The sequence below is a fragment of the Variovorax sp. PBS-H4 genome (assembly GCF_901827205.1).
Lineage (GTDB): Bacteria > Pseudomonadota > Gammaproteobacteria > Burkholderiales > Burkholderiaceae_C > Variovorax.
This window is the reverse complement of the sequence record NZ_LR594675.1, coordinates 1,941,846-1,964,050: the sequence shown is the minus strand read 5'-3', so window position 1 is coordinate 1,964,050 and position 22,205 is coordinate 1,941,846. Positions and strand designations below refer to the sequence as shown.

Sequence of the window (22,205 nt, the reverse complement as noted above, 5' to 3'; positions counted from 1 at the left end):
GTTGGCCCACTTCGTGTGGCCGCCCACCCCCTCACCGGGGGCAACACCAGCGGCCCGGCCAAGCCGGTTCCGCGGTGTTCCCCCAACGGGCCTGGCTTCGCCGGCCGCGAGTCTCCCGTGATGCCGACCACGAGCGCCAACCCGCATCTGCAATCCTGGCTCGGCACGCTTGCGCAGGCGCGCGTCGAAGTCAACCGCACCGCCGCCACCGTCACCCACTCCGGCCGGCTCACCCGCGCGGTCGGGCTGGTGCTGGAGGCCGTCGGCCTGCAGCTGCCCGTGGGCAGCGACTGCCTGATCGAGCTGCCGCCCGGCTACCCGCAGCGCCATGCCGAGGCCGAAGTGGTCGGCTTCGCAGGGGACCGCCTGTTCCTGATGCCGCAGAGCGAGGTGGCCGGCCTCATCCCCGGCGCACGCGTGTTCGCGCGCCCGGGCTCGGCCGCGGCCGGCGACGAAGCCCACGGCAAGCGGCTTCCGGTCGGCGAGGGCATGCTCGGGCGCGTGGTCGATGCCGTCGGGCGCCCGCTCGACGGCCTCGGCCCGTTGGACATTGCGCGCAAGGTGCCGCTGTCGTCGCCTCCCATCAACCCCCTCACCCGCGCGCCCATCGACTCGGTGCTGGACACCGGCGTGCGCGCCATCAACGCCATGCTGACCGTCGGCCGCGGCCAGCGCATGGGCCTGTTCGCCGGCTCCGGCGTCGGCAAGAGCGTGCTGCTCGGGATGATGGCGCGCTACACCAGCGCCGAGGTGATCGTGGTCGGCCTGATCGGCGAGCGCGGCCGCGAGGTCAAGGACTTCATCGAGAACACACTGGGCGAGGAAGGCCTGGCGCGCGCCGTGGTGGTCGCCGCCCCGGCCGACAACTCGCCGCTGCTGCGCCTGCAAGGCGCGGCTTACGCGACCTGCCTGGCCGAGTATTTCCGCGACCAGGGCAAGGACGTGCTGCTGATCATGGATTCGCTCACCCGCTACGCCATGGCGCAGCGCGAGATCGCGCTCGCGGTCGGCGAGCCGCCCGCGACCAAGGGCTATCCGCCTTCGGTCTTCGCCAAGCTGCCGGCGCTGGTGGAACGCGCGGGCAACGGCGCGCGCGACGCGCAGGGCCGCGGCGGCTCGATCACCGCCTTCTATACCGTGCTGTCCGAGGGCGACGACCAGCAGGACCCGATCGCCGACTCGGCGCGCGCCATTCTCGACGGGCACGTGGTGCTGTCGCGCACGCTGGCCGAGGCCGGGCACTATCCGGCGATCGACATCGAGGCCTCGATCAGCCGCGCGATGACCGCACTGATCCCGCCTTCGCAGTTCGACGCGGTGCGCCGCTTCAAGCAGATGCTGTCGCGCTACCAGCGCAACCGCGACCTGATCAGCGTCGGCGCCTACGCCGCCGGCCACGACCTGCAGCTGGACCATGCCATTGCCCTGTACCCCAAGCTGGAAGCCTTTCTCCAGCAGGGGATGGACGAGCGCACCGACTACGCGGCGTCGGTGGCGCGCATGGCCGGCCTGTTCGAATAGCCCAAGGAGTCACGCCATGTCAAGGAAGCTCCCCCTCGACACCCTGCAGGAACTGGCCCGCAAGCAGAAGGAAGACGCGGCGCGCCGCCTGGGCACGCTGCAGAGCGCACAGGTCAGTGCCCACCAGAAGCTGGACCTGCTGCTGGAGTACCGCCAGGACTATGCCAACCAGCTGCAATCGCTGATGACGCACGGGCTGCCTGCCTCGCAGTGGCGAAACTTCAACAACTTCCTGGGCACGCTGGACGGCGCCATCGAGCAGCAGCGCGCCATCGTCAAGCAGGCCGGGTTGCGGCTGGAACGCGGGCGCGGCGACTGGCAGCACCAGGCGCGGCGCCTCAACTCCTTCGACACCTTGGCCGATCGCCTGCGCCGCCAGGAGCTCGCCGTCCAGGCCAAGCGGGAGCAGCGCGACAGCGACGAGCGCGCGGCGCGCAAGTTCATCGACCGCGCTGCCCAACCGAATTTCTAGAGGAATCGTCATGCCTACCTTCATTCCACCGGCCTCCCTCCCGGCCAGTTCCGCGCAGCCGGCTGCCCAGCCCACCGCGCGCGGCCGCGCGGCCGCGGACGAGAACGCACGCGGCGGCTTCGGCGCCGTGCTGGAGCGCTCGCGCGCCAGCGCACGCCGTGGCCAGGATGGCACCCAAGCGGCCAGCGACGAGGCCGCAGCCACGCCGCAGAAGCCGCACCGCCCCCTGGGACGGAAGGAGGAGCCGGGCTCCGAGCTGCTGACCATCGCCCTTTTTGCGCCACAGATCCTGTCCACCGCGCCGGCCGCGGCCATCGGCACGAGCGCGGGCACGCGCGGCGCGGCGCTGCCAGGCGCCGGCGCTGCCCTGCCGCAGGACGCGTCGCTCGCCGCAACCGCCAGCCTCGCATCGACGGCGGCGGCCCATGCGTCGGCCAGCACCGACCAGGACGCGCAGCCGGACGCCAAGGCACCGTTGAAAGGTGCTGCCGTGGATACGGCCACGAGTGCCGCCGCCTCCAGCACTGCAGACAAGGGCTTTGCGCTGCCGGGCGCTTCGCCTGCATCGAGCGCGAGGGAAGGTGGCGATGCCGTCGCGCAGACGGCCGCGGCGTCGCCGTTGCCGTTGGCCGGCGCGCTGCCGTCGGCGAAACCGGCGGCGGAGGCCGGCACCACCACGGCCTCGGCCGCCAACGACACCAAGGCCGCGAGCGCGATCTCGTCCACCGCCCTCGATGCAGCATCCGCCGCAGCGCAATCCGGCATGTCCGCAGCGGCGGCAGACAACGAAGGCGCGCCCGCGCCCGAGGCGCCACCGGCCTTGCTCGTCTCGGCCTCCCCGATGCAACCTGCGCTGGACCGCGCGCAGCCAGCGGCCAGCCCCGCGCCCGCGCAGACCCTCGCCCCGCCCGTGGGCAGCGCCGAGTGGGCACCGGCACTGGGCCACCAGGTGCTGCGCATGACGGCCGGCGGGCAGCAGGTGGCCGAGCTCAACCTCAACCCGGCCGGCCTCGGCCCGCTGAAGATCACGCTCAGCCTCGGCGACAACCAGGCCCAGGCCATGTTCGTCTCCGCGCACGAGTCCGTTCGCAAGGCGGTCGAGGCAGCGCTGCCGCAACTGCGCAGCACGCTGGCCGAGCAGGGCATCAGCCTGGGCCAGACCTCGGTCGGCGCCGAGTCGCGCCCCTGGGCCGGCGCGGGCGATTTCGCCCGGCAGCAGGAACAGCGCCAGAACGCGTCGGCCAACGGAACGAACAACCCCGGCGCAGGACGCAGCGAAGCAGCAGCAGCCATTGCGCTGCCAGCACGCACGAGCCCGCCGTCGCGCACCAGCGCGATCGACACCTTCGCCTGAATCCGAAACGCACGATCTGAGGCCCTTTCCCCCGCTTGATCGGGGCTTCGCTTCGCCGCGTCCCGACCAAGAATAAGACCCACCCAACGTTGCTTTCCATGGCCACCAGTCCCTCTCTTCCCACCCCCGCGGCACCGCGCTCCTCGAAGCTGTTGATCGGGCTGCTGGCCCTCACCAGCCTGGCCGCGCTGGCCGGCGGCGGCTTCGCATTGAGCCGCAGCAGCCTGTTCGCGCACGAAGCGCCGGCCGCGGCGGCGCCCAAGGCGATGCCCAAGCCGATCTTCGTGACACTCGAGCCTCTCACCGTCAACGTGCAGTCCGAAGGCCGCAGCCGCTTCCTGCACGTCGGCATGGCCTTGAAGGTCAACGACGAACAGGCCAAGGCGCAGCTGGTCGAGTTCATGCCCGAACTGCGCAGCCGCCTGCTGCTGCTGCTGTCGAACCGCCAGCCCGAAACGCTGCTGTCGACGCAGGACAAGGCCAAGCTCGCCGAGGAGATCCGCACCGAGCTCAACCGGCCCCTCTCTGCCGAGGCCCCGCCGCAGGCGATCGCCGGCGTTTCCTTCAACACCTTCGTGGTGCAGTGACGCAGGAACGCACGACCCATGGCCTATGAACAGGTGCTCTCGCAGGACGAAGTCGATGCGCTGCTGTCGGGCGTCACCGGCGGCGCCGTCGACCAGCGCCGAGCGCCCGAGCCCCAGGCCGACGGCCTGCCGCTGTACGACCTCGGCGCGCCCGACCGCGTGGTGCGCGGCCGCATGCACACGCTGGAGGTCATCAACGAGCGCTTCGCGCGCAACCTGCGCAGCGCGTTGCTGAACTTCATGCGCCGCAGCCCCGACGTCTCCGTCGGCCCGGTGCAGATCCAGCAGTACGGCGAGTTCGTGCGCCACCTGCCGGTGCCGACCAACATCAACATGCTGCACCTGAAGCCGCTGCGCGGCACGGCGCTGTTCGTGTTCGATCCGAAGCTGGTGTTCCTGGTCGTCGACAACCTGTTCGGCAGCGACGGGCGCTATCACGTGCGCGTGGAAGGCCGCGACTTCACGCGCACCGAGCAGCGCATCATCAAGCGCCTGCTCAACCTCAGCCTCCAGTGCTACGGCGAGGCCTGGCAGCCGGTGTTCCCCCTGGCCTTCGACTACATCCGAGCCGAGATGCACGGCAAGCTGGCCAACATCGTGGCACCCAACGAAGTGGTCGTCACCACCACGCTGCAGATCGAGTTCGGCCCGGTGGGCGGCTTCCTGCACGTGTGCATTCCCTACTCGATGATCGAGCCGATCCGCGACCTGCTGTCCAACCCGGTGCAGGACGAGATCGAGATCGACAAGCGCTGGGTCAAGCAGATGAGCCAGCAGATGCAGAGCGCCGACGTGGCGCTCACCGCGGACTTCGTGACCATCGACACCACCATTGGCGAACTGATGCGCCTGCAGGTCGGCGACGTGCTGCCGATCGAGCTGCCCGAAACCGTGCTGGCACGGGTCGACGGCGTTCCCGTGATGGAGTGCGGCTACGGCGTTTCCAACGAGCGCTACGCGCTGCGCGTGCAACAGATGATCTCCCACCAAGACAGCGACCCGAAGAGCGACCATGACTGACAACACTTCCTCCGGCGGCGACATGGACGACTGGGCCAGCGCCCTGGCCGAGCAGACCGCGGCCTCCGCGCCGGCGCCGCAGCCCGCAAGCGCCCCCGCCCCGGCCGCGGCGCCGGCCGGCGCCCAGGTCTTCCAGCCGCTGCACAACACCGCTGCCAGTGCCGCCGGCACGGTGGACATCGAGCGCATCCTCGACGTGCCGGTGCAGCTGATGGCCGAGATCGGCCGCACGCGCATCACCATCAAGAACCTGCTGCAGCTGTCGCAGGGCTCCGTGGTGGAGCTCGACGGCCTCGCCGGCCAGCCGCTGGACGTGCTGATCAACGGCTACCTGATCGCGCAGGGCGAGGTGGTGGTGGTGAACGACAAGTACGGCATCCGCCTGACCGACATCGTCACGCCGTCCGAGCGCATGCAGAAGCTCAGCCGTTCATGAACCTGACCGGGTCTTTTGCGCGCTGGGCAACCGCGCTGGCAGCCTGCGCGGCCACGCTCCGCGCGCATGCCGCCCTGCCCACCGTACCTGCGCCCGCGGCCGAGGCCGCGCCGGCCCTGGGTGCCTCCGGCCTCCTGCAGGCCGGGCTCGGCATGGTGCTGGTGCTGGGCCTGATCTTCCTGTGCGCGTGGCTGGCGCGCCGCTTCGGCCTGCCCCGCTTCGGCGGCAGCGCCCCCGTCAAGGTGGTGGGCAGCACCATGGTCGGCCAGCGCGAGCGCGTGGTGTTGGTCGAGGTGGGCGACACCTGGCTGGTGCTGGGCGTCACCGCGAGCCAGGTCAATGCGCTGCATTCGCTGCCGGCGCAGCCCCTGCCGGCGGCCTCGGCGCCGCTTGCGGCACAGGGCGGCAGCGCCAAGGCGATGGACCTGTTCGCGCAGAAGCTGCGCGATTCGCTCGGCATCCAGCCGAAGCCGGGTGCCTGATGCGACGCCTTCCATTTCGCCACCTGTGCCGCGCGGGCGTGATGCTCGTGCTGGCCCTGCCCGCGCTGGCCTTTGCGCAAGGGCTGCCGGGCCTGACCAGCACGCCCGGCCCGGGCGGCAGCCAGACCTGGTCGCTCAGCGTGCAGACGCTGGTGCTGCTGACCTCGCTGAGCTTCCTGCCGGCGCTGCTGCTGTCGATGACCAGCTTCACCCGCATCCTGATCGTGCTGGGCCTGCTGCGCACGGCGCTGGGCACCCAGGCTTCGCCGCCCAACCAGATCCTGGTGGGGCTGTCGCTCTTCCTCACCTTCTTCGTGATGGCGCCGGTGTTCGACAAGGTCTACGACGAAGCCTACAAGCCGCTGTCGGAGAACAAGATCAGCACCGAGCGCGCGCTCGAGCGCGGCATTGCCCCGTTCAAGACGTTCATGCTCAAGCAGACCCGTGAGAACGATCTTGCGCTCTTCGCCAAGCTGGCCAAGGTGCCCGCCATGGAAGGCCCGGAGGACGTGCCGCTGCGCATCCTGCTGCCCTCCTTCGTCATCAGCGAGCTCAAGACTGCGTTCCAGATCGGCTTCACCATCTTCATCCCCTTCCTGATCATCGACCTGGTGGTGGCCAGCGTGCTGATGTCGATGGGGATGATGATGGTGCCGCCCGCCTCCATCGCCCTGCCCTTCAAGCTCATGCTCTTCGTCATGGCCGACGGCTGGCAGCTGCTCATCGGCGCACTGGCCCAAAGCTTCTTCGTCTAGGAGACCCGGAATGACACCCGAATCGGTCATGTCCATCGGCAGCCAGGCCATCCACGTCTCCCTGCTGCTCGGCGCGCCGCTGCTGCTGGTGGCGCTGGTGGTGGGCCTGGTCATCAGCATTTTCCAGGCTGCGACGCAGATCAACGAGGCGACGCTGTCGTTCATCCCCAAGCTGCTGGCCGTGTTCGCGGTGCTGGTGATCGCGGGGCCGTGGATGCTGGGGCAGATGCTGGATTACATCCGCACGCTGTTTTCGAGCATTCCGCAGTTGGTTGGTTGAGACATTCGGTGTTGATCCTTGGCAGGGATTTGCTTTCTCTCCCTGTCCCTCTCCCTCTCGCTCTCCCCCTGGGAGAGGGGCGGGGTGAGGGCACCGGGTCTTTGATTGGGATGTTGTGCTTTGTCAGAGGCTGGAGCCGGGGCGTCGTCCCGGCAGCCGAGTCACTTTCTTTTGCTTCGCCAAAAGAAAGTAACCAAAGAAAAGGCGACCCCACTGCGCGTGACCCTTCGCTTCGCTACGGGCAACCTGCGGTGCTCGCTTTTCGCGGGGTCCGCGCAAACTCGCCTGCGGCTCAAACACACGCGGCCCTGATCCGCGAAAAGCTCCGCTCCTCGGCACGCGCAGAGGGGATATGGACGGGCCATCGCTTCGCTCGGCTACCAACGGCCTCGCTGCGCGAGGCCTGGAACAGGTGCGTGCGTATGCGCTCGCACTCGAGCACGAGCACGGGCACGGGCACGGGCACGCGTGCGTCCATGTGTGTGTGCGTGTGCACGGAGTGCTAGCGTGAGCAAGGACCCGGAACTCACGCCCATCTGCAATCCACACAAGGACGCGCCATGGCGCGTTGGATTCCAGGTCCCCTCTGGCCGTAGCCGAGGAGCGGAGCTTTTCGCGGATCAGGGCCGCGCGTGTTTGAGCGAAGCGAGTTTGCGCGGACCCCGCGAAAAGCGAGCACCGGAGGCTTCCCGTAGCGAAGCGGAGGGCTGCGGCCAGTGGGGTCGCCTTTTCTTTGGTTACTTTCTTTTGGCGAAGCAAAAGAAAGTGACTCGGCTGCCGGGACGACGCCCCGGCTCCAGCCTCACAACAACTACAACGTACGAATCGACAGCAGCCAGGGTGTGCCCTCACCCCAGCCCTCTCCCAGAGGAAGAGGACGAGGAAGAGGGAGAGGGAGAAGAAGCAACACACCAACACACGAGCCCGGCGGAGCCCCCCCAGTGACCCCAAGCATCCTCTCCATCACTTCCGCAGAGCTCAACACCTGGATGGTGGCCTTCCTCTGGCCCTTCGTGCGCATGCTGGCGCTGATCGGCACCGCACCGATCTTCGGCGAGCCCAATGTCCCGCGGAAGCTCAAGGTCGCGATGGCCGCGCTGCTCGCCATCGCGCTCGCGCCAGCGCTGCCTGCGATGCCGCCAGTACCGGTGGTCTCCATCGGCGGGGTGTGGATCCTGATCCAGCAGGTGCTGATCGGCGCCGCCATCGGCTTCACGATAAGGATGATGTTCGCCGCCGTGCTGGCTGCGGGCGAATACGTGGGCCTGCAGATGGGCCTGTCCTTCGCCTCCTTCTTCGACCCGATGAGCGGCGGCGCGACGATGGTGGTGGCGCGCCTGCTGCATATGCTGGCGATGCTGATCTTCCTCGCGCTGGACGGCCACCTGCTGCTGCTGGAGGCGCTGGCAGAGAGCTTCCAGGTCCTGCCGATCGCCGACGCACCACTGGCTGCGCAAGGCTGGCTGCTGCTGGTGCACGGCGGCGCGCAGATCTTCGCCACCGGATTCATGCTGGCGCTGCCGCTGATCACGGCGCTGCTCACGCTGAACCTGGCCATGGGCATCCTGAACCGTGCCTCGCCGCAGTTCAGCATCTTCGCGGTGGGCTTTCCGCTGACGCTGCTGGCGGGCATCGGGATGCTGCAGCTGCTGATGCCGCAACTGGGCGCGTTCCTGGCGCCGCGCTTCGCGGCGGGACTCGGCTCGGTAATGGAGTTGACCCGGGCGCTGCGGCCTTGACAAGGGCCGGGGCTAGCGAGCCTTACAGATTCCTCAGCTTCTCCACTGCATCCTCGTTAACCGGACGTTGCTCTTCCAATTGGCGCAAAACCTCCTTCACCAGGGCTCCATCGAGGCCGCCGTCGCCGGGCAAGCTCAACGACTCACGCAGGCTCGAATCGTTGTGAAAGCCCCTGGTCAGGTCGAACACGATAAACCTGGCGAATTGAGCTGTCGATAGACGGCCCCATGCCTCGTTCATTGTTTTTGACACCATTCTGAGCTTCGGAATGTCGTCGGCCGACAACGCGCCGATGTCGACCATGTGCGTCCCTATATCGGGTGGCAGCGGGCTGAAAGGGTGGGAAAATAATGTCTCCGCCATCGCCCGGAGCCGGAAGTTGACGTGAAGGTAGCCTTCCCAACCGCCCCTCGCAGCCGCGGAGCTCTCCATTCGGAAATCTCCTGCGGGTGGGTTTTGCCGAGCAAGTTGCATCAGAGTGGCCATCTCTTTTTCATCCACCAGCAGCGGGGCCTTTGACCGGATGAAGACATTGACCAGTTTGTGCGGTACTTGCAGCAAACCGCTGACCGCGTGGACGAGAGACGGTTCTCCCGTAATGGCATCCGAGTCGCAAGAGATCTCCAGGATTTCCAGCCTCTTTATCGCTTCCCCCTCGCCGATTGGGGCGATCAGGGCAGCCGCCTCGCCCGGCGTACCCACACCCAGCCGAAAAGAACGCGGCCGCAGCCCGGCAATGAGATAGGCAAGAAGATCTTCGTCGCGGTTCGCTGCCCGACCACCCTTGAGGACCAAGGAATCCACGCAGCTTTCGAAGTCCACCTCCTCTGTCTCGAAACTACAGTCCACAGAAACGTCGGAGGGGATGGCGAGAGAGAAGTGTTCGAGCGACGTCAGGCCCGCGATGCCAAGTAGCAGCGTCTCGGTCTCGCGCGCATCGAGATTCTGAGTGATCGTCAAGTCCACGCGGACAAACAAGGATCCCCAGCGTCCCAGCGATGCCGATAAATCCCCGATCATCCCGGGAGCCGCGCTGAGCTGCAAACCGCAGGGAACGCTACAGCGATCGAGAAGAGTCATGACGCCAATGCGCAGCGTCGATCCTCGCAGTTCCATTACATAGTCCGGCGCCAGCACGCAAACTGCTCGCAGCAAGCCCTCCTCTCCAAGGCGCAGCGCAATACGCGCAAGTGCATCGACGAACTCACCCTTGATGCGATTGCCGGTCACTGCGCACACTTCCATGCTCATGAATGATTGCAGCGCCGGCACCGCATTGCGCATTGCAGCTGCATCCGCCTGCAGGCCCGTGGCCTCAGATCCTGCCGCTTCAGCCGTGCGTTGCTCTGCTGCAGCTACCTCTTCCAGCTCCAATCTTTCGGCATCAGGAAGTGCTTCGGACTGGGAGTGCAACCATCTTGCTTGAGATTCGATGTTCTGAGCGTGGGCACGGAACACGTCAGCCTTGGATTGAATGTCTGCGGCAGCATTCAATGCATGGTCCGCGATCTGCTGAAGGCGGGGGGAGTCGATCAGAATCAACGAACGCGTGGCCGCGGAAAGCGTCAGGCAGATCCAGGAATTGGCCAATGCGAAGCGTATGAAAGGGGCGACCGGCCCTTCGGACTGGCTGTCCACCTCAACTTCCAATTTCGCCAGATGGGTGAGGGCATCGACGGCCGAGATCAGGTCGAACAGCGGCTCTTCGGCAAGCGTGGACGAAAGATTCAGCCGAAGCGCCGTGACCTTGGCATTGGGTGATTGCAGGAATGAAGTGAGTTCATCCACATTCCCGGAGTTTATTTCGCTCGGCATCAACTCGATGGAAAGCTCCAGCTTCGTCGCCAGGTACAGCATGTGCAGCTGGGCCGGATCAGTCATGCAGACCGTACCCTGGAATCCGTCCCGATGAAGTTGTTGCAGCAGGTCTGCCTCGCCTTTGTCAACCGCCCACTGCGCCACAGCGGCAAGATCGGCAGGGTGCCGGTCATCGAAGTAGTTGCCAACGGCCGGTGGCAGGTCCGTCTGCAGCAAGCTCGGGTTCTTCAGAAGGCCTTGGCGCAGGGCACGCAAGCGATCTGCCGGGATTTGGATGGGGGAGAGGGGGCTGCCGGTACTTGAAAATCGCATGAAGGGGTTTCTTGCAGGGCTTGGATGGAGGACTTTGATGGGCCAGCCCTTGCAGTCGGGCACGAGGTTAAGGTAGGTAACCTCACTCGCGCGTCAGTTCCATCTCGTCAGCAGCGTGGCCACGTTCGTCATGGTCGCCGTCGCCCCTTGTAGGCACTCACCGTCATGCCCCAGCGCTTCCAGACTTCACCGTGATCAGTCGGCGGACCCTGTGCCTGCGGTCAAGACGAGCAGACCTTCAAGGCTCCCATTTGACTAAGGAGACTTCGATGGCTGAACGGAACGACACAAAGGACAAGGCAGGTGCAACCGGGGTTGGTGCGGCCGTGGGCGGCATCGCCGGTGGCGTGGCAGGAGGCGCGGCGGCGGGAGCAGCTGTCGGCGGTATGACCGGGCCCGTTGGCGCGGCGGTTGGAGCGGCCGTCGGCGCAGTGGCTGGGGCCCTCGCCGGACGCGCGGCCAAGGCGGATCCTGTCGAAGAGGATGCGTACTGGCGAGACAACTACAACGGGCGCCCCTATGTGGAAAGCGGGACGACCTACGACGAATATGCCCCTGCATACCGCTATGGGGTCGACTCGTATTCACGCTACCCTGAACGCAGGTTCGACGATGTCGAGCCGGAACTCAGCCGCGACTGGAGCACCGCACGCGGAAGCTCTTCGCTGGAATGGGAACGCGCCAAGCATGCGACGCGAGACGCATGGCAACGCCTCAGTGACAAAGCCGAGCGCGCCATTCCTGGCGACTCCGACGGCGACGGACGCTGAGCCGAGGCGGGAATGAAGGCCCCCGTGGGGGGCCTTTGTTTTTGGTCGCACACCCGGCTAAGGACTGCCCGGCCCATGATCCGGCATCTGCGACTCCGACACTGCCTCCGCGTGCACCCGCTTGTTGGCGCGCCACCACGCGACCAGCTGGTCGAAGTCGCCGCCGAACGCGCGCTGCTTGAGTTCTTCACCCACCAACGAGCAATGCGCCGCGCTGGCGAGGTCGAGCAGGGTGCGGGTCGCGATGTAGTCGCAGTCCAGGTAGGCGCGCTGGAGCGTCTCCACGCTGGCCGAAGCCAGGTGCCGTCGGTCCGGCGCCATTGGCTGGGCCGGCGCCCGTCCGTGCGAAGCCGCCATCAAGGTCAGCGCTGCGACGACGGCGCAGCGTAGCAGGTGCGTTGCCATGAGCTCCCCTTTCGGTCACGCGCGTGATCGCGTGCAACTTCACTCTAAGCGCCTGCGGGCCAGGGCGAATCCTCTGTCCGGGGGAGCCGCCGCCTCATCGATCGCATCCTGCGCCCGCTACCGGGTCTGCAGCATTGCCGTCGAGCCCGCCGCGGCGTATCGTCTTCTGCAGGAAGGAGCAGCCGATGCCTTCACGAAAGACCCTCGCGTCCCACCCCGCACGCGGCGTGCACCCGATGCCCCCGGGCTTGCTGGGCTATGCCGAAGTCGAGACGCCGCCATCGGACGCTGAATTGTGCGAACGCGCAGTGCAGGCCATCTGGCACAGCCTCGATGTGCATGACCTGGTGGACGAGCAAGTCCGACGCGAGCTGGCCGAGACCCTCGAACCGATGGTGGCGCTCGGTCTCGGCGAGCGCGCACAACGGCTGATCAAGACGCTGAGGCTGCCGGACCCCATCGATGCGTCCCATCTGTATTGGCTCACCCGCCGGCTGCTCACCTTCGTGCCCGAACTGCAATCAACGGCAAGCGCACTCGCCCGTCAAGCTGGCGATCGGCCTGTGCCTCTTGCCTAGCGGCGGAAGCCCTCAGCGGCCTGCGAAACTGCGCACGGCAGGCTGAGAGAGCGGCTCGAGCCCGCAGCAGCCCGAATCGGAAATGCCGCCAAACTTGTTACTCCCTCTCGCTCGATTCCCGGTGCCAAACTGGCTCACGTACCGCGCCGAACGGAAGCGCTCATCAGCCCCGAGGCGCGGGCATTCGCCCAACCAGGAGATTCCACCATGAGCCAGTCCAGCGAGAACACCGTGCCAGGCGGCCTGCCTGCCATGCACACACCACCGATCGTGTCGCCCCAGGCATGGGAGGCGGCCCGCGAGCAGCTGCTCGTCAAGGAAAAGGCCCACACCCGCGCCCGCGACGCGCTGGCCGCCGAGCGCCGGCGCATGCCGTGGATGGCCGTGGAGAAGCGCTACGCCTTCGAGGGGCCGGCGGGGAAGGCCAGCCTGCTCGACCTGTTCGATGGCCGGCGCCAGTTGATCGTCTACCGCGCCTTCTTCGAACCGGGCGTCTTCGGCTGGCCCGACCATGCATGCCGCGGGTGTTCGATGGTGGCCGACCAGGTTGCCCACGTGGCCCACCTGAACGCCCGTGACACCACGCTGGTCTTCGTCTCGCGTGCGTCCCAGCCGGAGATCGTGCGGCTGAAGGCGCGGATGGGGTGGGACATCCCGTGGTTCACCCTCACCGACCGCTTCGACGCCGACTTCGGCGTGGACGAGTGGCATGGCACGAACGTGTTCCTTCGCGACGGCGACCGCGTGTTCCGCACCTACTTCATCAACAACCGCGGCGACGAGCAGATGGGGAATACCTGGAACTACCTCGACATCACGCCGCTGGGCCGGCAGGAGGTCTGGGAAGACTCGCCCGAAGGCTACCCCCAGACGCCGACCTACAAATGGTGGAACTGGCACGACAACTACGCCGCGGATGCAGTACCCGACAAGAAATGGGTCGAAGTATCGGACGCCGGAGAGGCGGCATTCCGGGACCGCGACGGGGGCGCCAAGGCCTGATCGCGCGGCGAAAACGGCGCGTGCGCCGCCCCCGCGCGAAGGTGCGCACGACCGTTTGCGCGGCAGCTAGTCTGTTTGGACTGAACCGTTGCTATCTGCCGATTTCGCCAGTTTGGTCACACGGGGGTTCGAGACACTCGGGTCAAACTCCTTGCATGCCCAAAGCATTTGCACTCTCGCTTTGTGCCCTTGGCACATCATGGCTCGTCTATACCTTCGGCTTCGGAATGCTCGTTGCGGCCGGCGCACTCGCCGCCGCTGCCCTTGTACTGTCGGCGGGACGGGTGCCCGAGCCTGACGACACCACCCAGTGGACGGATTTCTAGAGCCGAGGCCGCCAGCAAGCCCTGCATCCGCTCTCGTTGTGAAACGTAGTGTGTCGACGTCGTGCATCGATACAGAGATGTACGCGTTCACGCCGATCGAGCGCGAAAAGGTTGAAGATCCGAGCGTTCCTCTACCAACGCCGGGTCATCATGAACATCCGCTTCAGTGCCTCCCTTTTCGCCGCCGCCCTCGTGGCGTCGTCTGCAGCCCTGACCTTTGCAGGCCACCCGCAGGGCGGCAACATCACCGTTGCCGCGCAGCAGCCGGCGCCCGAGTTTCGCGACATCGAGAAATGGCTCAACTCCCAGCCGTTGAAGCTGGATGAGTTGCGCGGCAAGGTGGTTCTGGTCGACTTCTGGACCTACACCTGCATCAACTGCCTGAACCATCTTCCGTACGTGAAGGACTGGCATGCCAGGTACAAGGACAGCGGCCTGGTCGTGGTGGGCGTGCATACGCCCGAGTTCGCATATGAGAAGTCCACCAAGAATGTCCAGAAGGCCATTGAAAAGCTGGAGATCAGGCACGCCGTCGCACAGGACAACAACTATGCGACCTGGAAGGCCTTCGGCAACCAGTACTGGCCCGCCGTCTACCTGATCGACAAGCAGGGGCGCATCGTCTACTCGCACTTCGGCGAGGGCAGCTACGCAATGACCGAAAAGAAGATCCAGGCCCTTCTGGCAGAGCCAGCTCCCGCGGGCTCATGACCCCGCGCTCCCTCTTCGCGCGCGTGACGCTCATCATCGTGGTGGGCCTGGCGATTGCGCAACTGCTGACCTTCGCGGCGATTCGCTACGAGCGCGGCATGGCGCTTCGCGAGCTGATGATGACCGGCATCGAGCGCGACATCGCAAGCTCGATCGCCATGCTCGACCACCTGCCCGCCGCCGAGCGCGAAGGCTGGCTCGGCCGGCTGGAACGGCGCAACTACCGCTTCATGCTGGGCGGCGGCGTGGCGGGCCCGCAGCCCGCCTCGCAGCAGTCGCAGGAGTTTGCCGCGGCCATCGTGCACGCGCTGCAACCCTTCGAAGTCGTGAAGGTCGCACAGGCCGCAGGTGGCGACGTCCGCATCCAGGTCAGGCTGACGGATGGCAGCCCGGTGGTGGTCGATGCGCGCCGGGTCGGCATGCCGGTGTCGAACTGGGTCCTGTGGGTGCTGCTGCTGCAGCTTCTCGTGCTCGGCGTCTGCGCCTGGTTCGCGGTGCGTCTTGTCACCCGGCCACTGGCCCGGCTGGCGGCGGCCGCTGACGAGCTCGGGCCCGACCTGAAGGGCCGGATGCTCGGCGAGGAAGGCCCGACCGAAGTGGCGCATGCAGCGCGCGCCTTCAATGCCATGCAGCAACGGATTGCGGGCTACATGGCCGAGCGCGTAGAAATCCTCGCCGCCATTTCCCACGACCTGCAGACGCCCATCACCCGGATGCGGCTTCGCACCGAAATGATGGACAACGAGAAGGACCAGCTGAAATTCCGGCAGGACCTCGACGCCATGAACGCCCTCGTCAAGGAAGGCGTCACCTATGCGAAGACACTGCACGGTGCCACGGAGCCGCCGTGCCGGGTCGATGCCGACGCGCTGCTTGAGAGCATGGTTGCCGACTACCAGGACTCGGGCCAGCCGGTGCGCCTCGAGGGGCGGATCGGCGGCCCCATCGTGACGCGCCCGAACGCGCTGCGCCGCATCGTCGTGAACCTGGTCGACAACGCGCTGAAGTTCGGAAGCAGCGTGCGCATGCAGGTGCGCGTCGATGCCGACCGGCTCGTCATGGCCGTCATCGACGACGGGCCCGGTATTCCCCCCGACCAGCTGGAAGCTGTTCTCAAGCCCTTCTACCGGGTCGAAGGCTCGCGAAACCGGAGCACGGGAGGCACGGGCCTCGGCCTGGCCATCGCACACCAGCTCGCCATCGCGATGGGCGCGCAACTGAGCCTGCACAACCGCGACGAGGGCGGCCTCGAGGCCCGCGTCGCCATGCCTCTCCAACGGGACCTCGCATCATGATCATCCTCGCGATTGCCTATCTTGGCGGCGTCCTCACCATCCTGAGCCCGTGCATCTTGCCGGTGCTCCCCTTCGTGTTCGCACGCGCTGACCGCCCCTTCCGTTCGCACGGCCTGCCGATGCTGCTGGGAATGGCGCTCGCCTTCACCGCAATTGCCACACTTGCCGCAGTGGGCGGCGGCTGGGTGGTCGGGCTCAACGAATACGGACGGGTCGCGGCCATGGCCCTGCTCGCCGTGTTCGGCCTGACGCTGCTGGTGCCCGCGTGGGGCGATCGCATGAGCAGGCCGTTCGTTGCGCTCGGCATGCGGCTGTCCCAGACCGGAGCGGAATCTTCATCCACGCGCCTGTCCTTCCTGTCACCGCTCCTGCTGGGCATCGGCACGGGCCTGCTGTGGGCGCCCTGCGCGGGGCCGATCCTCGGGCTGATCCTGACCGGTGCCGCGCTCAACGGCGCCAGCGCCGGCACCTCGTTGCTGCTGCTGGCGTATGCCGCGGGTGCGTGCACCTCGCTGGCCGCCGCGCTGTTGTTCGGTGCGCGCGTGTTCTCCGCCTTGAAGGGGTCGCTGCGGACCGGCGAATGGGTCCGACGTGCCGCGGGGGCGGCAGTCCTGGTCGGCGTCGGTGCGATCGCGCTCGGCCTCGACACGGGCCTGCTCAGCCGGCTTTCGTTCGCGACCACCGAGGGGATCGAGAAGGCATTGCTGGAGAAGGTCGAGCATCAGGGCCGGATCTAGTCCTTCCCCCGCCCAGGCACCGGCATGGACGCGCCCGTCATGCTGCCCACTGCGGCGCGTGGACCGGCACCGGCACAGGTCCCTGGAACACAAGGCCGGCCGGTTTGCCCGAGCTTCTCAGGCGGCGACGAAGCTGAGTCGCGCCTCGTGCGCCAGCGCATCGCGGACGATGGGCCGGGCATCTTCGTCCACGAAATGGAAGAGCGCGTCGGGAATCTCTTCTTCCTCGAGCCCGAAGAGGATTTCGATGGCTTCCTGCTGGGCTTCCGAGAACGTGCCGGCCCGGATCAGTTCGTTGAACTTTGCGGCGGTCTCCTTCGGCGCCAGCGGGCACAGCTCGAGCAACTCGAGAACAAGCTCGATCTGGGACGGAGTCAGGGGCTGGGGGGCGGCAGAACGCTTCATGACGTGGGATCCTTTCGGTAGGCTCGGGACTTCTTCCCTTGCTGTGGAATCAGTCTCTGGGTCGATGCTTAAGCGTCGCTGAAGGTCACGTAAAGAAGCATTGCTGGTCGTGAATTCTTGGTGTACGTGTGAGGAAAGTCTCGTGCTGAAGGTGGACGGCGTTGTTCATTGGATACGGGTCGAGCCAGGGCAGGAACCTCACGATGTGGGTTCTATCAGACCTACTGAGCCGCATCGAGAACGGACGGGCCAACCATCGCTCAGCAGCCGCGCCGCGCCTGTTCACGCATTGAACCCGCCGCTGATGCGTGCGGCCACGGCAGCTTTCACTGTTGCCAACGTCGGCGGGCCGTGCTCGCCGGCCAGGCGCTCGACGGCCGCCCAAGCGCGTGCGTCGCGCAATGCATCGAGCAGGTCGCTTCCGTCGGGCGTCAACGTGCATGCCGCAGGAGGCCGGCCGCTGATGAAGCCATGCTCGACGAGGAGCCGGGCGCACTCGGCGGGCTCACGCTGCGTCGAGCCATTGGACGCCACGGACTCGAGCACCCGACGGACTTGCACGAAATCATCAGCAACCATGGCGCTTCAGCTGCAGCTGAGCTTCATCGCTTCGATGCGCCCACCGAAGCCGAGCTTGCGGATCAACCCGCCCTCGCGGCTGTTTGGCGGAAAGCTGACCGTCTTGTCCCGGAACATGGCGTGCTCGTAGACCTGCAAGGTGGCACGCGGACCGACGCTCACACTGTCGATGTCGCGTTTCAGCTGGCGCGCGGTGCCGTTGTCCATGCTCATCACCTGGGCGGGCCCGACGAGCGTCAGCATGTCGCCCTCGAAGTTTCGCTTCGAATAGAACTGCGCCCAGCAACCGGAGCTCAGGGCCGGATCGCTCACTTGCACCGGCACCAGCAGGATGGTCGGGTCGGGCTGGTTGGCCGCGGTGGTCGCCGTGGGCGTGCTGCTGCAAGCGCCGAGCGCCAGCAAGGCTGCGGCGCAAAGCGGGAGCAAGGTCCTGGAAGATGGCAGGGATGGGGTTCGGTTCATGCGAGGTCCGTAAGGGTGAATGGAACGTGGCAGTTCAGCATCCATCCGCCGGCGCAGCGGTCCGCCGACGGCGCGGCGTCGCGGCAGGCGGCTCCTACATGTGGGGAAGGGGCATGGCGTGGAGCGGGGTACTGGCGAGCGGCGAAGCTTGCCGCATAGACCGCCGTATCCTCGACCTGATGAACCCGCAGTCCACCACATCCCTGGACATCGATACGCCAGGCCGCGCGCTCATAGAGATCACCCGCCCCGTGACCGAATGGCTCGATGCGCAACGTGTCCAGACCGGCCTCCTCACCCTCTTCATCCGCCACACGTCCGCCAGCCTCCTGATCCAGGAGAACGCCGACCCCGATGTGCAGGCCGACCTGAATCGCTTCCTCGCCCGCCTGGTGCCCGATGGTGACCGCCTGTTCCGCCATCGCGACGAAGGCCCTGACGATATGCCGGCCCACGTCCGCGCAGCGATCACGGCGGTGCAGCTGTCGATCCCGGTCTTGAACGGCCGCCTCGCCCTCGGGACATGGCAGGGCATCTACGTGTGGGAGCACCGCCTGCGCCCCCACCGCCGCAGCGTGGTGTTGCATCTTCTGGGCGACTGAGTGATGCTGCGGTGACCGGCAGCCAAGGCGAGCCGGGCGCTTGGTTGGCATACCCTGCTTTGCTCCGTTCGCCTACAGCCGAGCGTGGCTGTCGTGTGCAGCTTCGAGGTTTGACTTACTTCCGGAGGTACACGTGGAAATCCACATCAACACAGGCAATGGCATGGAAAACCGCGAAGCGCTCGAGCGGTGGGCGGACCAGGAGATTCGCCAGAGCCTCTCGCGGTTCGCCCAAGACATCCGGCGCGTGGAAGTGCACCTGTCCGATGTGAACAGCGACAAGGGCGGCGCCGATGACAAGCGTTGCCTGATCGAGGCGCACGTGCCACAGCACCCGCCCATCGCCGTGTCGCATCAAGCCCCGACATTGGACGAGGCCTTCCGCGGAGCCGAGCCGAAGGCGCTACGGGCTCTCGACAGCGTGCTGGGCAAGGCGAAAAAGCATCGCGACCGCACCACCATCCGCACCGACCCCGAGATCATCTAGCCGTCCCAGCGAGGTCGCCCCAGGGCGAACAAGCCGAACAAGCCTCGAAGGAATGGAGGGCCGAACCCCCGATTGACACGCACCCATCGAGTCACTAGCATTGAACGACTGTTTAAACCAGTTGGTGAATCGATGATGCCTGACGCGCCCGCCCGCCGGTCCCGATCCGTAGCCTCGAAGCTTCACGACGGTGACGCGACCCACACGCGGGAGCGCATCCTGGATGCGGCATTCAGGCGCCTGGTGTCCGAAGGTTACGCAGCGTTGAGCGTGCGCGAGATCGCCAAGGACGCAGGCGTCAACCACGCGCTGATCAATTACCACTTCCGCAGCAAGGACCAATTGGTCATCGATGTGCTCGACGCCGCGAATCAACGCCTGCTGGCGCGGCAGGCGTCGATGTACGCGGGCGATGTCGGGTTTGCGCAGAAGTGGGCCAGCGCGCGGCGCTTCTACCAGGACGACCTGAAATCGGGATTCGTGCGCTTGCAAGCGGAGCTGTGGGCAGCCAGCTTGTCGAACGCCGGTCTGCGCGAGAAGTTCCTGCCGCGCCTCCTGGCCTGGAAAGAGCTCGTGCTGGGGGCCGTGCGCGAAGCCCTTGCGGGCCTGGAGGCCGACGGTACGAAGCTGCCGCCCCCGTTCACGCCCGAGGTCATTGCCTGCTGGGTCTCGGAGTTCTGGCTCGGCATGGAGTTCGCGGATCTGCTGGGCGTGAAGGAAGAGCAGGCCCAGCACCGAGCGGCATTGGATGCCGTGCAGTGGTTGCTCGAATCGCTGGACGCCAAGGCCGCGGCCCGCTCGGCCCAGGCACCCGCGGTGCGCGGCAGGGGCCAGCGATGAACACGGCCGATGGCGAGCGGCCGGAGCGCCTGTCCCGCATTGCCGGTCCCCTGGCAGAGCCGGGCGCGCTGCCGGGCGGCGTGTCATCGCCTTACGAAACCGTGCAGCCGGTGCAAGAGGGATTCATCGACCGCAATGGCGTCAAGGTCTGGTACGCCGTCTGGGGCGAGAGCGGCCCGTGGATCGCCTTCGCACCGCCGTTCCAGATCGTGCACAGCCAGATGCTCAAGGGGACCGTCCCTTACCTGTCACGGCACTTCCGGGTCATCACGGTGGATGGCCGCGGCAATGGGCGCTCCGACCGGCCGGCCGGACAAGGGGCTTACAGCTTCGATCATTTCTACGGCGACTTCGTTGCCGTCCTCGATGCAGTGGGCGCCGAACGCGTGGCGCTGGTCGGCATCTCGGCGGCGGCCATGACCGTGCTGCGGCTGGCGGCCGAACAGCCGCAGCGCGTGACGCACCTGGTCACGGCCGGCGGCTTTGCCGAGTCGTTGGTGGACGACCCGAGACTCGTGAAACGCGTGGCAATCGAAAGCGAGTTGCTGCGCGACTGGCCGGCCTACATCGACTGGTTCATGGCCACCATCTTCAGCGAGCCGCACTCGACCAAGCCGTACGAAGACGGCGCGCACTACGCCTGGGCCACGCGCCCCGACTGGCTGGCCTGGTGCCGCAACGCCTGGCGGGACAACGATGTGCGGGACCTGGCGCGACGCGTGGCCTGTCCGACGCTGGTGATCCATGGCGACGAGGACGGGCGCGTTCCCTACGCCAAGGGCCGCGAGATCCATGGGCTGGTGGCGGGCTCGGAGTTCCTCACCATCGGGGGCGGCGGCCATGTGACGGCGGCACGCGACCCCGTGGTCTTCAACCGCACGTTGCGAGAGTTCATCGGCGGCAAGCCGCGCGAGCGCACCTGGACGCGCGCCATGAAGCGCCCTCGCCGCGCGCTGTTCATCTCCAGTCCCATCGGCCTGGGCCACGTGCAGCGCGACCTGGCCATCGCGCGCGAGCTGCGCAAGCTGCAGCCGGATCTGGCCATCGACTGGTTCACCACCCACCCCGCGGCCAGCTACCTCGAGCGCGAAGGCGAACACCTGCACCCGATCACCCGGCGCCTGGCCAACGAGAGCCGCCACTTCGAAGGGATGGCCGGCGAACACGACCTGTCGGCCTTCTTCGCGCTGCGCACGATGGACGAAGTCATGAGCCACAACTTCATGACCTTCGTGGACCTTGTCGAGGCCGAGCACTACGACATCGTGATCGGCGACGAGGCTTGGGAGGTGGACTACCACTACCACGAGAACCCCGAGCTCAAGCGCCAGCCCTATGTGTTCCTCACCGATTTCGTCGGCTGCCTGCCCATGGAGGAAGGCAACGAGCGCGAAGCCCTGCTGTGCGCCGACCGCAACGCCGATGACATCGAACATGTGGCGCGCTATCCGTACCTGCGCGACGCCGCCATCTTCGTCGGCAACCGCGAAGACGTGACCGAGCAGCCCTTCGGCCCCGGCATGCCGGCCATCCGCGACTGGACCGATCGCAATTTCTGCTACTGCGGCTACTGCCTGCCATTCGATCCCCACGCCCTGGCCGATACCGAACGCTTGCGCATGCGGCATGGCTACCGCAGCGATGAGAAGATTGCCATTGCGGCCGTGGGCGGCACGTCCACCGGCCGGCACCTGCTGCAACGCATCGCGCAGGCCTTCCCACGCATGAAGCGGGAACTGCCCGAACTGCGCCTGATCCTCGTCACCGGTCCCAGGCTGTCCACCGACGAGTTCGAGCCGCAGCCGGGGTTGGAGCTGCGCTCCTACGTGCACAACCTCTTCGAGCACCTGGCCTGCTGCGACCTGGCGCTGGTGCAGGGCGGACTGTCGACCACGATGGAACTGGTGGCCACGCGCCGCCCGTTCCTGAGCTTTCCGCTGCAGCGCCATTTCGAACAGTGCGTGCACGTGCGCCAGCGGCTGGCCAACTACGCCGCCGACCGCTCGATGGACTACGCGGCGACGCTGGACCCGGACGCCCTGGCGCGGCGGGCGCTTGCCGCGATGCATGAACCTGTGCGCTATCGCCCGGTAGAAACCGACGGGGCGGCGCGCGCCGCCATGCGCATCGCCCAAGTGCTCGACAACCGCGGGTGGGCTCGATGAAGCCGCGCAAGCCGCACGGCTGCGAAGTCCCGTAGCGCGCCAGCGCAGCGGGGCCCGCGACGGG

At 66.8% G+C, this 22,205-nt stretch carries 24 protein-coding genes and 1 pseudogene; 20 read left to right on the top strand and 5 right to left on the bottom strand.

The features are described from left to right. Nucleotides 1–120 precede the first annotated feature (120 nt). The 10 genes from fliI (at nucleotide 121) to fliR (ending at nucleotide 8,646) form a co-directional block, all read left to right on the top strand. Entirely contained in the window at nucleotides 121–1,521 is a 1,401-nt protein-coding gene (fliI, locus tag E5CHR_RS09410; protein WP_162579435.1) for a flagellar protein export ATPase FliI, read from the top strand. Between the two features lie 16 nt (nucleotides 1,522–1,537). Next, nucleotides 1,538–1,993 (top strand): flagellar export protein FliJ, encoded by a 456-nt coding sequence (fliJ, locus tag E5CHR_RS09405; protein WP_162579434.1) that lies wholly within the window; start codon nucleotides 1,538–1,540, stop codon nucleotides 1,991–1,993. Between the two features lie 10 nt (nucleotides 1,994–2,003). Next, nucleotides 2,004–3,347, top strand: coding sequence for a flagellar hook-length control protein FliK (locus E5CHR_RS09400; protein ID WP_162579433.1), 1,344 nt, complete (start codon nucleotides 2,004–2,006; stop codon nucleotides 3,345–3,347). 98 nt (nucleotides 3,348–3,445) lie between these two features. Further along, nucleotides 3,446–3,934: a flagellar basal body-associated protein FliL gene (fliL, locus tag E5CHR_RS09395; protein ID WP_162579432.1), complete on the top strand. Its 489-nt coding sequence runs from the start codon at nucleotides 3,446–3,448 to the stop codon at nucleotides 3,932–3,934. An 18-nt stretch (nucleotides 3,935–3,952) separates the two neighbouring features. Continuing rightward, nucleotides 3,953–4,954, top strand: a complete 1,002-nt coding sequence (gene fliM / locus E5CHR_RS09390; protein ID WP_162579431.1) for a flagellar motor switch protein FliM — start codon at nucleotides 3,953–3,955, stop codon at nucleotides 4,952–4,954. After that, a complete protein-coding gene (gene fliN / locus E5CHR_RS09385) occupies nucleotides 4,947–5,390 on the top strand; it encodes a flagellar motor switch protein FliN (protein WP_162579430.1) in 444 nt (147 codons plus the stop codon). Before fliM ends, fliN begins: the two co-directional genes overlap by 8 nt. After that, complete coding sequence (gene fliO, locus E5CHR_RS09380) at nucleotides 5,387–5,872, top strand: flagellar biosynthetic protein FliO (RefSeq protein ID WP_162579429.1); 486 nt, start codon at nucleotides 5,387–5,389, stop codon at nucleotides 5,870–5,872. The genes fliN and fliO overlap by 4 nt, the downstream gene beginning before the upstream one ends. Continuing rightward, on the top strand, nucleotides 5,872–6,627 hold the full coding sequence (gene fliP, locus E5CHR_RS09375; protein ID WP_162579428.1) for a flagellar type III secretion system pore protein FliP: 756 nt from the start codon (nucleotides 5,872–5,874) through the stop codon (nucleotides 6,625–6,627). The genes fliO and fliP overlap by 1 nt, the downstream gene beginning before the upstream one ends. Nucleotides 6,628–6,637: 10 nt before the next feature. Continuing rightward, on the top strand, nucleotides 6,638–6,907 hold the full coding sequence (fliQ, locus tag E5CHR_RS09370) for a flagellar biosynthesis protein FliQ (RefSeq protein WP_162579427.1): 270 nt from the start codon (nucleotides 6,638–6,640) through the stop codon (nucleotides 6,905–6,907). 989 nt (nucleotides 6,908–7,896) lie between these two features. Further along, nucleotides 7,897–8,646, top strand: a complete 750-nt coding sequence (gene fliR, locus E5CHR_RS09365) for a flagellar biosynthetic protein FliR (protein WP_162583648.1) — start codon at nucleotides 7,897–7,899, stop codon at nucleotides 8,644–8,646. Nucleotides 8,647–8,668: 22 nt separating this feature from the next. Here fliR and E5CHR_RS09360 read toward each other — a convergent pair whose 3' ends face one another. Next, on the bottom strand, nucleotides 8,669–10,777 hold the full coding sequence (locus tag E5CHR_RS09360) for a hypothetical protein (protein ID WP_162579426.1): 2,109 nt from the start codon (nucleotides 10,775–10,777) through the stop codon (nucleotides 8,669–8,671). A gap of 269 nt (nucleotides 10,778–11,046) precedes the next feature. Here E5CHR_RS09360 and E5CHR_RS09355 point away from each other — a divergent pair, with 269 nt between their 5' ends. After that, a complete protein-coding gene (locus E5CHR_RS09355; protein WP_162579425.1) occupies nucleotides 11,047–11,547 on the top strand; it encodes a glycine zipper domain-containing protein in 501 nt (166 codons plus the stop codon). A 57-nt stretch (nucleotides 11,548–11,604) separates the two neighbouring features. On the opposite strand, the gene E5CHR_RS09350 is transcribed toward E5CHR_RS09355, so the two are convergent. Further along, entirely contained in the window at nucleotides 11,605–11,952 is a 348-nt protein-coding gene (locus tag E5CHR_RS09350) for a hypothetical protein (protein ID WP_162579424.1), read from the bottom strand. A 185-nt stretch (nucleotides 11,953–12,137) separates the two neighbouring features. On the opposite strand from E5CHR_RS09350, the gene E5CHR_RS09345 reads away from it, so the two are divergent. The 5 genes and pseudogenes from E5CHR_RS09345 to E5CHR_RS09325 all read left to right on the top strand — a co-directional run. After that, the gene (locus E5CHR_RS09345) at nucleotides 12,138–12,530 is read left to right on the top strand and encodes a hypothetical protein (protein WP_162579423.1); all 393 of its coding nucleotides are present in this window, start codon (nucleotides 12,138–12,140) and stop codon (nucleotides 12,528–12,530) included. A 207-nt stretch (nucleotides 12,531–12,737) separates the two neighbouring features. Continuing rightward, the gene (locus E5CHR_RS09340; protein WP_162579422.1) at nucleotides 12,738–13,532 is read left to right on the top strand and encodes a DUF899 domain-containing protein; all 795 of its coding nucleotides are present in this window, start codon (nucleotides 12,738–12,740) and stop codon (nucleotides 13,530–13,532) included. A 476-nt stretch (nucleotides 13,533–14,008) separates the two neighbouring features. Beyond that, nucleotides 14,009–14,569 carry a thioredoxin family protein gene (locus E5CHR_RS09335; RefSeq protein ID WP_162579421.1) on the top strand — a complete coding sequence of 187 codons (561 nt, stop codon included), beginning with the start codon at nucleotides 14,009–14,011 and terminating at the stop codon, nucleotides 14,567–14,569. Beyond that, nucleotides 14,566–15,864 (top strand): ATP-binding protein, encoded by a 1,299-nt coding sequence (locus E5CHR_RS09330; protein ID WP_162579420.1) that lies wholly within the window; start codon nucleotides 14,566–14,568, stop codon nucleotides 15,862–15,864. Before E5CHR_RS09335 ends, E5CHR_RS09330 begins: the two co-directional genes overlap by 4 nt. After that, nucleotides 15,861–16,583, top strand: a pseudogene (locus E5CHR_RS09325) (cytochrome c biogenesis CcdA family protein); the annotation flags it as partial. The gene E5CHR_RS09330 and the pseudogene E5CHR_RS09325, both read left to right, overlap by 4 nt. Nucleotides 16,584–16,718: 135 nt before the next feature. Here E5CHR_RS09325 and E5CHR_RS09320 read toward each other — a convergent pair. The 3 genes from E5CHR_RS09320 to E5CHR_RS09310 all read right to left on the bottom strand — a co-directional run bounded on the left by E5CHR_RS09320 (nucleotide 16,719) and on the right by E5CHR_RS09310 (nucleotide 18,047). Continuing rightward, nucleotides 16,719–17,006 carry a hypothetical protein gene (locus E5CHR_RS09320; protein ID WP_162579418.1) on the bottom strand — a complete coding sequence of 96 codons (288 nt, stop codon included), beginning with the start codon at nucleotides 17,004–17,006 and terminating at the stop codon, nucleotides 16,719–16,721. Nucleotides 17,007–17,288: 282 nt separating this feature from the next. Beyond that, nucleotides 17,289–17,585 (bottom strand): hypothetical protein, encoded by a 297-nt coding sequence (locus E5CHR_RS09315; RefSeq protein WP_162579417.1) that lies wholly within the window; start codon nucleotides 17,583–17,585, stop codon nucleotides 17,289–17,291. Between the two features lie 6 nt (nucleotides 17,586–17,591). Continuing rightward, a complete protein-coding gene (locus E5CHR_RS09310; protein ID WP_162579416.1) occupies nucleotides 17,592–18,047 on the bottom strand; it encodes a beta/gamma crystallin domain-containing protein in 456 nt (151 codons plus the stop codon). Between the two features lie 179 nt (nucleotides 18,048–18,226). Between E5CHR_RS09310 and E5CHR_RS09305 the strand changes: the two genes are divergently transcribed. The 4 genes from E5CHR_RS09305 (at nucleotide 18,227) to E5CHR_RS09290 (ending at nucleotide 22,141) form a co-directional block, all read left to right on the top strand. Further along, nucleotides 18,227–18,649, top strand: coding sequence for a secondary thiamine-phosphate synthase enzyme YjbQ (locus tag E5CHR_RS09305; RefSeq protein WP_162583647.1), 423 nt, complete (start codon nucleotides 18,227–18,229; stop codon nucleotides 18,647–18,649). A 133-nt stretch (nucleotides 18,650–18,782) separates the two neighbouring features. Continuing rightward, the gene (locus E5CHR_RS09300; RefSeq protein WP_162579415.1) at nucleotides 18,783–19,136 is read left to right on the top strand and encodes an HPF/RaiA family ribosome-associated protein; all 354 of its coding nucleotides are present in this window, start codon (nucleotides 18,783–18,785) and stop codon (nucleotides 19,134–19,136) included. A gap of 135 nt (nucleotides 19,137–19,271) precedes the next feature. Beyond that, nucleotides 19,272–19,976: a TetR/AcrR family transcriptional regulator gene (locus E5CHR_RS09295; RefSeq protein ID WP_162579414.1), complete on the top strand. Its 705-nt coding sequence runs from the start codon at nucleotides 19,272–19,274 to the stop codon at nucleotides 19,974–19,976. Next, nucleotides 19,973–22,141 (top strand): alpha/beta hydrolase, encoded by a 2,169-nt coding sequence (locus E5CHR_RS09290; protein ID WP_162579413.1) that lies wholly within the window; start codon nucleotides 19,973–19,975, stop codon nucleotides 22,139–22,141. The genes E5CHR_RS09295 and E5CHR_RS09290 overlap by 4 nt, the downstream gene beginning before the upstream one ends. The last annotated feature ends 64 nt before the right edge of the window (nucleotides 22,142–22,205 follow it).